This is a genomic window from Brumimicrobium oceani (assembly GCF_003143775.1).
GTDB classification, from domain to species: Bacteria; Bacteroidota; Bacteroidia; order Flavobacteriales_D; family Crocinitomicaceae; genus Brumimicrobium; species Brumimicrobium oceani.
The window spans coordinates 14,164-25,748 of sequence record NZ_QFRJ01000004.1 but is presented as its reverse complement, the minus strand read 5'-3'; the positions used below and the strand labels follow the sequence as shown (position 1 = coordinate 25,748).

The window sequence follows — 11,585 nt, the reverse complement described above, 5'->3', positions numbered from 1 at the left end:
TATTAAATAATCAAAATAACTGGCGTTATATGATTTTGTGGGGTTTTGTTCTGATGTACTTTTTACACCAAGGACTTGCGTCCTTGGCTATTAATCTATCGTCCGTCAGCTGACGGAGTTGTAATCTTTAGGTTCTTTATTTCAACGCTCAACACCGCTTTGAAAATTTGTTTCTCAAAGAGGATTATCTATTGTAAGATATCGGTTTTGAACTTGTCCTTTTATATAAGAATTTAGGCAAATTAATAACTGTTTAGCTCAAGTTAGTAATATACACTTACCCCACAGTATTCCATATAGCTGCAAATATTTTAATCTGTATGGGAATTAAGTCGTAAATAACTAGCTGGGCAAAGCCTAATTTGGTCTCACCATAGTAATCACAATTTCTCCTTGATGAAACTTCGGAAACCAAGTACCTGGTTCAAACTTAAATTTCGAAACATGATTTAACGCTTTGATTTTTGCTGGAGTACTCTTGATTGTCGATTTATCGTCTAAAACTTTACTTGATGAAATGTCTCCCAAAGCATCAACGCTAATTTGAATTGTTATTTTCCCAGTGATATGTCCTTCAATAACGTAAGGAAGTTCTGTGGTAATTTTTCTATTGTCTTTTACTACATCGCCACTGATCTGACCAAAAGCGGTTGTCGTGAGAAATAATGCGAAAAATAGAATTGCGTTTAATTTTTTCATAATGTCAATTTAAGAAATTTTGCTCCAATTGGGCCTCGATTTTAATTGTCTTTTTAATTCTGTGCGTAAACCCCTGTGTTTTCCTAAGCGAATTTTAGGGTCTTCTTTTAAAATATGCCTTGCCGTTTCTCTTGCAGCACTAACCAATTGACCATCTTTAGCTAGATTAGCTAAATTCAAATTCATGATTCCACTTTGTTGCGTTCCCATAATATCTCCAGGCCCTCGAATTTCTAAATCTACTTCCGCAATTTTAAATCCATCATTGGTGGAAACCATCGTTTGAATTCTTTTCTTTCCTTCTTGTGAAAGTTTATCGCCTGTCATTAAAATACAATAAGATTTTTCTGCTCCACGACCAACTCGTCCGCGCAATTGGTGCAATTGAGAAAGCCCAAATCTTTCAGAACTTTCAATAATCATCACAGAAGCATTTGGAACGTTTACTCCCACTTCAATTACGGTAGTGGCCACCATAATGTGTGTATTCCCTTTTGCAAACTGATCCATTTCAAAAGCTTTGTCTTCAGCTTTCATTTGTCCATGAACGATGCTTATTTGATAGTTTGGTCTGGGAAATGTTCTTGAAACTGCTTCGTAGCCTTCCATCAAGTTTTTATAATCCATCGTTTCTGATTCCTGAATAAGCGGATAAACGATATAAACTTGTCTTCCTAATGCAATTTCATTTTTTATCAAATCAAAAACCCTTAGTCGACTTTTATCAAAAAAGTGCATGGTATTGATTGGTTTTCTTCCCGGTGGAAGTTCGTCAATCACCGAAACATCTAGGTCTCCATAGAAAGTCATGGCTAAAGTTCTTGGAATTGGCGTTGCTGTCATGATTAAAATATGCGGTGGTTTTGTGTTTTTCCTCCAAAGTCTTGCCCTTTGTGCTACACCAAATCTATGCTGTTCATCTATGACTACTAAACCAAGATTCTTAAATTTCACCGTAGGTTCCAAAAGTGCGTGGGTTCCAATTAGAATATCAATTTCACCTGATTCCAGTTCTTCAAATAAACCAACTCTGTCCTTTTTCTTTACTGAACCCGTTAAAAGCGCCACTTTTACATCTAGCGGAGCCAATAGTTCTTCTATTGTTTTAAAATGTTGTTGGGCTAAAATTTCGGTAGGTGCCATCAAAGCAGATTGATATCCATTTCCTATTCCAAAAAGCATGCTGAGTAAGGCAACTAGTGTTTTTCCACTTCCCACATCACCTTGCAACAAACGATTCATGTGAATTCCTTTCCTCAAATCTTTCCTAATTTCTTTCACCACTCTTTTTTGAGCATTGGTAAGTTCAAAAGGAATGTGGTTTTTATAAAATTCATCAAAGTAGGGCCCTGTTTTCCCAAAAGCAAACCCTTCAGACTTCTCAGTATTGGCATTTTTCCGCAAGAGCAGTTCCAATTGAAGAAACAAAAGTTCCTCAAATTTTATTCTCATTTGCGCCTTTTGAATGTCTTCTGCTGTTTTGGGAATATGAATTAAATGGTAAGCTTCATCTCTAGAAATGAGCCGATATTCCTCGATGATTTCTTGAGGTAAAATTTCTGGAATTTTCCCTCTGGAGGTAGAAGCCAATTGATAAGTTAACTTTTCTATTCCGTTAGAATGTAAACCTTTTTTTGTGAGTTTATCTGTACTGTTATAAATGGGTTGTAAGCCTTTTTCATGGGCTACTTGTTCAAAAGGTGTAATTTCTGGATGTGCAATATTCCAATTTGAACCAAAGCGCGCTGGTTTTCCGTAAACTCTAAAAAGTACACCAGGAGTTAATTTGTTTTTAATCCATTTTGCTCCTTTAAACCAAACCAAATCTATTACTCCCGATTGATCTTGAAAAGTGGCTTGTAAGCGTTTTCCTCTTCCTGTTCCAATTTCTCTAACGCCTTTGATTGTCCCTTTCAGTTGAATAGATTGACCTTCATAACTGGGAATATCAACTATTCTGGCGTAGTTGGACCTGTTTACATATCTAAAAGGGAAGTAGTTGAGTAAATCCCACATTTTATCTATGCCGGCTTCCATTCGAAGTACATTTCCTCTTTCGGCGCCTACACCTTTGAGGTATTCAATGGGAGTATTGATTAGATATTCCATTTTTTATTACGCTCAATTTTAAGGATGAATTTTTTTTAAAACAATGGGCAGATTCACATCGTCTTCATAAGTGAAAATAAGCATTCCTCTTTGCAACTCAGTTTTTGCAATGCTTAAATCCGCCAGTTGCTTATTGGACTTGTAAATTGTTCTTCCTTGAATATCGTAGATGATGATTTTGCCCACATTTTCTGTTTCTACTGTAAAGTAGTCTTCACTTTCTCTAATCTTAAACATGGGAGGTTTGTTACTTGTTCCTATGTCGGAAAGTCTGGGGTTGTGCAGCAGATAAGTTGCTTTGCTTGCCTGTTGTAAGCTGTCTATTCCCCCTGCAATAATCCAGTTTCCTCCACCTAGTTTAGCAATTCCTCTTAAGTCCATTCCTCGGTTTTCCACACTGTAGATGTTGCTTTGACTTTTTTCCTCTAAGTCAATTTCATAAATTCTTTTATTGGGCTTAACTACTTTATTGTTGTAGTATTCTAAAGCGTTAAAGTTGTAAGCTTTTTTAGCTCCTCCCACCCAGAAAATAGTTTTGTCATGTCCTGAACACGCCGCACGATACAAAGGTTCTCCATTTCCCGAATTTATGACTGTCCACTGAATTTGCGTGGGATCGTTTTTATCAATAATTCCTTTGCGTAAGACATTTGTTGCCTCGAATGATGGAAAGTCTTTCGCTCCCCCAAAATAAAAAATGGTGTCTCCTAAAATGTATCCCGAAGCTCCAAAACTTGGATAAAAAGAAAAGCTAGGCGTTGGTGTTCCCATTGTCCATGAGTTGAGTTCAGGATTGTAAATTTGAACGTCTGGAACATTCCCCGTATTACTCCAGCCTGAAATAACATAAATTAGACTGTCGCGCCAAACTGCTTGCACATGGTCGTCAATGGGAATAGGGAGTGGATTTCCGTCTGCTTCGAATACGTCGGTTATGGGATTATAGATGTGCACTTTTTCTGAACTCGTCTCTGTTCCGTTGGCTTCTACATGATAGCCGCCAATAATGTAAATCTTATCATTAACGTAGCTTGCTGCACTTGCAATTTTTCCTGAGGTATCTGGAATAGCATCCATTTCCAACCAGAGATCTTGACTTACATCATATTTGAAAACGCGTTGATGAATTTCTGAAGAGCTAAGCGTTCCCGAGATTCCGCCGAAGCTATAGACGGCTTTTCCATCTGCGGCTTTCGCATGCACCACTGCGTTATTTGATGTCGAAATGGGAAGATTACTCAATTTTGTCCATGTCCAATTGCCTTGGGAATTTCCAAGAAAGGAGAACAAACACAGTGAAAAAAGTATTAGAATTCGCATCATTGTACGAATTTAAGGAAAATAGCGGATTGAAAGGAATCTTCTTTTAAAGAAGTTGTTTGTCTTTCAATAAATTTTAGGACTAACTGTTTAAATCGCAGATTGTAAAAGTCAATTTTCTTCCCTGTGAAATTTAAAGTTTTGTAGTGATTATCAAAATATTGTCTTCGGATGATCGATGGGAATAAGTCATAACAGATCATTCGGGCAATAGAAAACCCGGATTTTTGATTGAACACTCCTTTGAGTGAAGGATGTATTCTGTTCATTTATTATGAAAGTTCTTTACAAGAAAAGACAAATGGGATTAAACGATAGTGGTTGGTCGGAAACAGACGAATTTTATAAAATAGATTATTTTTGATGAGAGATGAATTTATTTTTATGAGGTGATGCCTTAGCATCAGGCGGTTAAAAATAAAGGGAACTATCGCAAAAAGAAATATTTTTAATTTTGATGTGTTTCCGTCCAGACACTAAATAGGTCGCCTTGATAAATTTTATTGATTTGTCAGTGCATCATTTCTATTATTTCTTTTGAATCCTATGGAGAATCCTTAGCTTTGTTTGTAAATAAACAAGAACTGTATGAAAAAAATAGGTGTTAATGGTTTTGGTAGAATAGGAAGATATTTTACCAGAATGAGTTTGAAGCAATCTGAGGTGTCGGTAGCTGTAGTTAATGATTTAGCAGACATTAAAACCTTGGCACACTTACTTAAATATGATTCAGTTCATCGACAGATTCAAGAGGCCTTTGAAGTGGTAAACAACACTATTGTTTTTGAAAATGGAAGTAAGATCATTTTTACACAATTCTCAAATCCAGCAGAAATTCCATGGGCAAAATATGGAGTGGATATAGTTTTAGAATCTACAGGACTTTTTAGAACTGAGGAAGCGGCCTCTGCACACTTTAAGGGAGGAGCTAAAAAGGTGGTGATTAGTGCGCCTGGACAAGGAGATAATATCAAATCTGTGGTTTTAGGGGTGAATGATGACATTCTAACGCCAGACGATGTATTGATAAGTAACGCTTCTTGTACCACAAATTCTGCAGCACCTATGGTGAAATTGTTCAAGGATATGTGCACGATAACAAGCGCTTATATCACAACGGTACACAGTTATACTTCAGATCAAAGATTGCACGATGCTCCTCACAAAGATTTGAGAAGAGCAAGAGCGGCCGCAGAATCTATTGTGCCTACAACAACAGGTGCCGCAAAGGCGCTAACTAAAATTTTCCCAGAGTTAGAGGGGCACATCGGCGGTTGTGGAATTAGGGTGCCTGTTCCGGATGGTTCTTTAACGGATTTAACTTTGACCGTAGAAGGGAAGGTGCCAACGGTAGAGGAGATTAACGCCGAATTTAAACGTGCCAGCGAAAACGAATTAAAAGGGATTTTATCTTATACCGACGAGCCTTTGGTTTCTTCTGATATTATCGGAAATCCTAATAGTTGTATATTCGATAGCCAATTGACTTCCGTAGTGGGAAATTTGGTAAAACTTGTTGGCTGGTATGATAACGAAGCGGGATACTCCAATCGTTTAATTGATTTAATGAAAACATTATAATTTGGGAGTAGAAATTGAAAGGAAATTTTTGGTAAAGGAAGAACTCTGGAATAAGGTTAGGCCAGAATCAGGAACAAGGATTTTGCAGGGGTATATTCTATCTTCCCCAGAAACAGTTGTTCGTGTTCGTGTGCACGGCGAAAAAGGGAGAATTACTATTAAAGGAAAAACCCAAGGAGTTTCCAGAAGCGAATTTGAATATGCTATTCCAAAAGCGGATGCAGAAGAGATGCTGAAAGAGTTCTGCGAGGCAAAAATTATTAAAGTTCGTTATGAACTTAAAATAGATCGATTTGTTTGGGAAGTAGACGAGTTTGAATCGCCGAAAAAAGGGTTGATTCTTGCTGAAATAGAACTTACAAATGAAAATGAAGAATTCGCACATCCAGAGTGGCTAGGCAAAGAAGTCTCGCATCTGCCAGAGTATTACAATGTAAATATGATTTAGAAGAATTAAATTTATCACATTAAACACAGGTCAAAATTTATTGTTTGGGTTTACAATATAATCTGTAATTCTTCCCTGAACTCTAATGCTGAATGAGATATTTCAATTAGCTTTGCAGATTAGTTTTGAGGTAGTAAACAAATTAAAAATTCAAGGTAAAACATCATTAATTTATAATGTCATGAAGCCAAGAGGTATATTTATTTTATTGTCCATCCTGATTACAGGAACAGTTGCTTTAGTTTATCCATTTTGGAATAACGTTCTTTGGTTTATGGCCTTTTTTGGTCCATTAATCCTAATAGGGTATTTTGATATTTTTCAGAAGAAACATAGTATTCGTAGAAATTTCCCAGTGATTGGAAATTTGAGGTTTATCCTTGAGTCTATTCGTCCAGAAATTATGCAATATTTCGTGGAAAATGATACAGACGGTAGGCCCATCAACCGATTAGATCGCTCTTTGATTTATCAACGTGCCAAAAAAGTAAATGATACTGCGCCTTTCGGAACTCAGTTAAACGTTTACGACATTGGTTATGAATGGATGGATCACTCTATTTACGCCAAAAACAGAAAGGAAATTGACCATGACCCTAGAGTTATGATTGGAGGTCCAGACTGTTTAAAGCCATACGCTGCCAGTTTAATGAACATCTCAGCAATGAGTTTCGGTTCTTTAAGCATGAATGCTGTTTTGGCAATGAATAAAGGAGCTAAAATTGGAGGTTTCGCCCAGAATACTGGAGAGGGAGGAATTAGTCCTTACCATTTACAATATGGTGGAGATTTAATTTGGCAAATTGGAACTGGATATTTCGGTTGTCGTGATAAAAAAGGAAACTTTAATCCAGTAACCTTTAAGGAAAATGCCAGTATTCCGAACGTGAAAATGATTGAGCTAAAAATTTCTCAAGGTGCAAAACCAGGACATGGTGGACTTTTGCCAGCTTCAAAAAACACTGAAGAAATTGCGGCAATTCGTCACGTTGAACCACATACAACGGTACACTCACCAAATACGCATTCCGCTTTTACAAATGCTACAGAACTCATGTATTTCATTAAAGAAATGAGAGAACTTTCAGGTGGGAAACCTGTAGGTTTTAAAATGTGTATTGGAAAGCAGATTGAGTTTACAGATATTTGCGAAGCAATGATTGCAACGGGAATAAAACCAGATTTCATTACGATCGACGGAGGTGAAGGGGGAACAGGAGCTGCACCAGTTGAATTCTCAAATGCTATTGGTATTCCGTTGAGAGATGGATTGGCTTATGCAGTGAATACATTGCGTGGTTATGACCTTAAAAAGGATATTAGTGTTGTGGCGTCAGGTAAGGTGTTCAGTAGTTTCGATATCGCTAGGTTAATAGCCATTGGAGCAGATACTGTTGCTTGTGCACGTGCAATGATGTTGGCAACAGGATGTATACAAGCCTTGCTTTGTCATAAAAACACTTGTCCAGTGGGGGTTGCAACACAGGACAAAAGCTTAATGCGTGGACTGGATGTAGAAGATAAGTCACAGCGTGTGGCTAACTTCCATTCTCAAACTGTTTATAGCTTTATCGAACTGATGGCTGCAAGTGGGGTAACAACTCCTCAAGGGCTTAAGAGAGTTCATATTAACCGTCGTGTTGAAATGGACAAAATAAAGAAATACAGTGAGATTTATCCATTGACTGAAGTAGGTTCGCTGCTGAAAAAAGAAGAACTAGAGATGGTGAATTAGAATTTACATAAATAGTTAAAACCATAATTAAAGGGATGCCAATATGGTGTCCCTTTTTTGATTAATCCATTTATAAGTGGAAGAGACGTAAGACTGGGCGTCGCCATAATTTTCATTACGTTTCTATCCTTTTGGAATTATTCTTTCAATCTATTCTTTACAAATTCTATTTCTGTCTTTCCATGTGGTTTTGCATTGCCGTCTTCATCTAAGCTCACCATCACAATTCGATCAACCATGATTATCGTTTTGCGGGTCATTTTGTTGCGTACTTCGCACTTTAAGGTGAGAGAAGCTGTTCCAAACTTTATCACCTCGATTCCAATCTCAATAATATCTCCTTGTTTGGCAGAACTTTGAAAATCAATTTCACTAATGAATTTTGTAACCGTTTTTGGATTTTCTAACTGAATAATTGAATACAAAGCCGCTTCTTCATCAATCCATTCTAATAAACGTCCACCAAATAATGTCCCATTTGGATTTAAATCTTCTGGTTTTACCCATTTTCTTGTATGAAATCTCATGTTGTTTTTCTTTTCCTACCAATATAGATTTTCTGGTGGATTTAAACAATAAGGTTTCGGTATTTTTGATTTGATGAAGGTTTATATCCATAAAGTTTTATTCACCTCTACCATTTATACTCTCATGTGGGGCAATATTACGGTTTAAATAGCACTAGTCCTAGGGAATCAAAATGGAGGGCAATTCAAACAAGCAGAATCAATTACTCGAACTCCACCGTGTTCAATGTCAAACTATCCTGAATTTGACTATAAATTTCAATGAGTTCTTCTTGTCGGGAAGAATAATAATTCATCGAACTAGCGTATCTTGAACTGTCGACATTGTATTTTTCGAAGATGGGTAGTATAGCCTCTGGTAAAGATTCTGAATAGGCTTTTACATTAGATTGTTGATGCTTAAAATAGGACTCTACAATCATAACCTCATGTAACAGCAAAGTAAATGTATCTTTAGGAATCAAATCGTCTGGAGCACTTTGTTTATCGAATTGATAAGAACATGCGCCGAGTAATAAGTAAATTGAACCCATAAGAAGATACATTAACTTTTTCATTAATCGAATCTATTGAAGGTAAGACGGCTTCCTTTGCTTTGGTCAATAATTTTATTGTTGTCAAAAACCAAATTACCGTTTACGAAAGTTTTTTCAATCTTATGATTAAAAGTAGTGCCTTCAAAAGGAGACCAAGCACAACTATATAGAATGTTATCTTTTGTAACTGTAGTTGATTTATTTGGATCAATAATTACTAAATCTGCAAAATACCCTTCACGAATGTATCCCCTTTTTTCAACACCAAACAGAACAGAAGGAGCGTGAGCAGTTTTCTCAATCACTCTTTCTTTGCTAATAATTCCTTCTTTAGATTTTTCTAAAAGAGCAAGTAAAGCATGCTGAACCAATGGCCCACCAGAAGGAGCGTTGAAATAAGTATTGTTCTTTTCCTCAATAGTGTGAGGAGCATGATCTGTTGCAATCACATCAATTCTATTGTCTAAAACAGCTTGCCAAATCGCATCACGGTCCGTTCTTTTCTTTACTGCAGGATTCCATTTAATGAAAGTTCCTTTTTCTTCATAATCTTCTTCAGTAAACCACAAATGATGAACGCAGGCCTCTGCCGTAATTCTTTTCTGAGCTAAAGGAGTTTGATTTTCGAATAATGACAATTCCTTTTCTGTAGAAATATGCAAAACATGCAGTCTAGCATTGTGTTTTTTGGCTAATGATACGGCTAATGATGAGGATAGATAACAGGCCTCAGCACTTCTTATCTCAGGATGATATTTAATCGGAAGGTCTTCGCCGTATTTTTTACGGTAAGTCTCCATATTCCTGCGTACCGTTTCTTCATCTTCGCAATGTGTTGCAATGAGCATAGGAACCTCACTAAAGATTTTGTTTAGTGTTTCGGGTTCATCAACCAACATATTTCCTGTGCTTGAACCCATAAAAACTTTTACACCGCAAACATTTTTAGGATCGGTTTTTAGAACTTCTGCAATGTTGTCATTAGAAGCTCCCATGAAGAAGCTGTAATTTGCTATACTTGAATGAGCAGCAATTTTATATTTATCTTCCAACAATTCCTGCGTAAGTGCATTAGGTACCGTGTTTGGCATTTCCATAAATGAAGTAATCCCACCAGCAACAGCAGCACGACTTTCACTGTGAATATTCCCCTTGTGGGTTAAACCCGGTTCTCTAAAGTGAACTTGGTCATCTATACTTCCCGGAACAAGATATTTTCCTTCACAATTGATTTCAGTTGCTGTAGCATCTGAAATGGAAGATGCTATTTTTTCGATTTTATCATTTTGAATTAATACATCTCCTACAGTCGATGTTCCTTCATTGATTATCGTGGCTTGTTTTAATAGATATTTCATAGTTTCATGCTTCTCATTTTCCAAACACCGAAAAATGCTTCTTTAAAAATTCCTGAACTCATTTTTGAAGTTCCTCTTTGTCTATCGATAAAGGTAATTGGAACTTCAACAATGTCTAAATTATGTTTTCGTACTCCATATTTCATACAAATTTGGAATGCGTACCCTTTAAATGGAATAATGTCGTAATTTACTTCTTGTAATGCTTCGCGCGTATAACATTTAAATCCTGCCGTGGTATCCTTAATTCCTATCCATAAAATCATGCGTACATAAATAGAGGCGAAGTAGGACATCAAAATTCTCATTATAGGCCAGTTTTTTACTTTACCGCCGCTGCAGTAGCGAGAGCCTATTGAGAGATGAACCCCCTCCTGTGCGCAAGCCTCATATAAGCGGATTAAATCGTCAGGATTATGTGAGAAATCAGCATCCATTTCAAAGATATAATCATAGCTTGCATCCAAACACCAGTCAAATCCTGCCTTGTAAGCAGTTCCTAAACCGTTTTTTTCTGGACGTTCTAAAATATATAATTGAGTTGGGAATTCTTTTTGAAGTTCCTTGACTTTAGCGGCCGTTCCATCTGGAGAGTTGTCATCAACAATGAGTAAATGAAACGCTTTTTCATAGCTGAAAACTTTTCGAATCATGCGTTCGATGTTTTCAATTTCATTGTAAGTTGGAATTATTATTATGCTATCAGACACGTCTCAAAATCTTATAATTCGCTAATATAATTTAAAATTTTTTGACCTATGTTTTTAATCGGTTAATTCTTGAAAGAATTATTCCTTTAACTCATTTTCCACATCTTCCAATGCGTTATAAATTAGGTCGAATTCATATCCTTTGCTAATGAGATAACGTTGTACCTTGACTTTGATTTCGAAAGGCTTTCCCTTTTTAGACTTCCACTTTGAGAGTGCTAAAGAATAAAGCATATCTCGATATTCTTGTTCGTCAATCTCTTTTAAAGCGTCTTGAATAATTCTTGAAGTAATTCTTTTCTGCTTTAGATGGGATATGATTTTATTTCTACCCCATTTTTTAATGCGGTGTTTACCCGAAACGAAACTATCTGCGTAGCGTTGTTCGTCAAGGAATTTATATTCTATAAGATGGGAGAGTAAAGCGTTGGTGTCCTCATCGTCTATCCCGTAATCTCTAAGTTTGTTATAAACCTCGTGATGACAACGATCTCGATAAGCACACCAAGCCTCAATTTTGTGTTTGGCTTCTAAAAAGGAATATTTGTCCTTTTCATTCATG

Annotated in this window: 11 protein-coding genes; 3 read left to right on the top strand and 8 right to left on the bottom strand. The window is 36.6% G+C overall.

The window, feature by feature from the left end:
* Positions 1 to 357 precede the first annotated feature (357 nt).
* The 3 genes from DIT68_RS06630 to DIT68_RS06620 are packed head-to-tail and all read right to left on the bottom strand — an operon-like array spanning position 358 to position 4,131.
* Positions 358 to 699 carry an energy transducer TonB gene (locus DIT68_RS06630; protein ID WP_109359042.1) on the bottom strand — a complete coding sequence of 114 codons (342 nt, stop codon included), beginning with the start codon at positions 697 to 699 and terminating at the stop codon, positions 358 to 360.
* 9 nt (positions 700 to 708) lie between these two features.
* On the bottom strand, positions 709 to 2,808 hold the full coding sequence (gene recG, locus DIT68_RS06625) for an ATP-dependent DNA helicase RecG (protein ID WP_109359041.1): 2,100 nt from the start codon (positions 2,806 to 2,808) through the stop codon (positions 709 to 711).
* 18 nt (positions 2,809 to 2,826) lie between these two features.
* On the bottom strand, positions 2,827 to 4,131 hold the full coding sequence (locus DIT68_RS06620; RefSeq protein WP_109359040.1) for a Kelch repeat-containing protein: 1,305 nt from the start codon (positions 4,129 to 4,131) through the stop codon (positions 2,827 to 2,829).
* Positions 4,132 to 4,716: 585 nt separating this feature from the next.
* Here DIT68_RS06620 and gap point away from each other — a divergent pair.
* The 3 genes from gap to DIT68_RS06600 all read left to right on the top strand — a co-directional run bounded on the left by gap (position 4,717) and on the right by DIT68_RS06600 (position 7,892).
* Positions 4,717 to 5,709 carry a type I glyceraldehyde-3-phosphate dehydrogenase gene (gap, locus tag DIT68_RS06610; protein WP_109359038.1) on the top strand — a complete coding sequence of 331 codons (993 nt, stop codon included), beginning with the start codon at positions 4,717 to 4,719 and terminating at the stop codon, positions 5,707 to 5,709.
* A gap of 1 nt (position 5,710) precedes the next feature.
* Positions 5,711 to 6,157, top strand: coding sequence for a CYTH domain-containing protein (locus DIT68_RS06605; RefSeq protein ID WP_109359037.1), 447 nt, complete (start codon positions 5,711 to 5,713; stop codon positions 6,155 to 6,157).
* A 181-nt stretch (positions 6,158 to 6,338) separates the two neighbouring features.
* Positions 6,339 to 7,892: an FMN-binding glutamate synthase family protein gene (locus tag DIT68_RS06600; RefSeq protein ID WP_109359234.1), complete on the top strand. Its 1,554-nt coding sequence runs from the start codon at positions 6,339 to 6,341 to the stop codon at positions 7,890 to 7,892.
* Positions 7,893 to 8,029: 137 nt separating this feature from the next.
* Here DIT68_RS06600 and DIT68_RS06595 read toward each other — a convergent pair whose 3' ends face one another.
* The 5 genes from DIT68_RS06595 to DIT68_RS06575 form a co-directional block, all read right to left on the bottom strand.
* Positions 8,030 to 8,419: an acyl-CoA thioesterase gene (locus tag DIT68_RS06595; RefSeq protein WP_109359036.1), complete on the bottom strand. Its 390-nt coding sequence runs from the start codon at positions 8,417 to 8,419 to the stop codon at positions 8,030 to 8,032.
* Positions 8,420 to 8,622: 203 nt separating this feature from the next.
* The gene (locus tag DIT68_RS06590) at positions 8,623 to 8,976 is read right to left on the bottom strand and encodes a DUF4296 domain-containing protein (RefSeq protein ID WP_109359035.1); all 354 of its coding nucleotides are present in this window, start codon (positions 8,974 to 8,976) and stop codon (positions 8,623 to 8,625) included.
* Positions 8,976 to 10,313 carry a dihydroorotase gene (locus DIT68_RS06585; RefSeq protein ID WP_109359034.1) on the bottom strand — a complete coding sequence of 446 codons (1,338 nt, stop codon included), beginning with the start codon at positions 10,311 to 10,313 and terminating at the stop codon, positions 8,976 to 8,978. The genes DIT68_RS06590 and DIT68_RS06585 overlap by 1 nt, the downstream gene beginning before the upstream one ends.
* The gene (locus DIT68_RS06580; protein WP_109359033.1) at positions 10,310 to 11,023 is read right to left on the bottom strand and encodes a polyprenol monophosphomannose synthase; all 714 of its coding nucleotides are present in this window, start codon (positions 11,021 to 11,023) and stop codon (positions 10,310 to 10,312) included. Before DIT68_RS06580 ends, DIT68_RS06585 begins: the two co-directional genes overlap by 4 nt.
* Positions 11,024 to 11,101: 78 nt before the next feature.
* Complete coding sequence (locus tag DIT68_RS06575; RefSeq protein WP_109359032.1) at positions 11,102 to 11,584, bottom strand: regulatory protein RecX; 483 nt, start codon at positions 11,582 to 11,584, stop codon at positions 11,102 to 11,104.
* Position 11,585 lies beyond the last annotated feature (1 nt).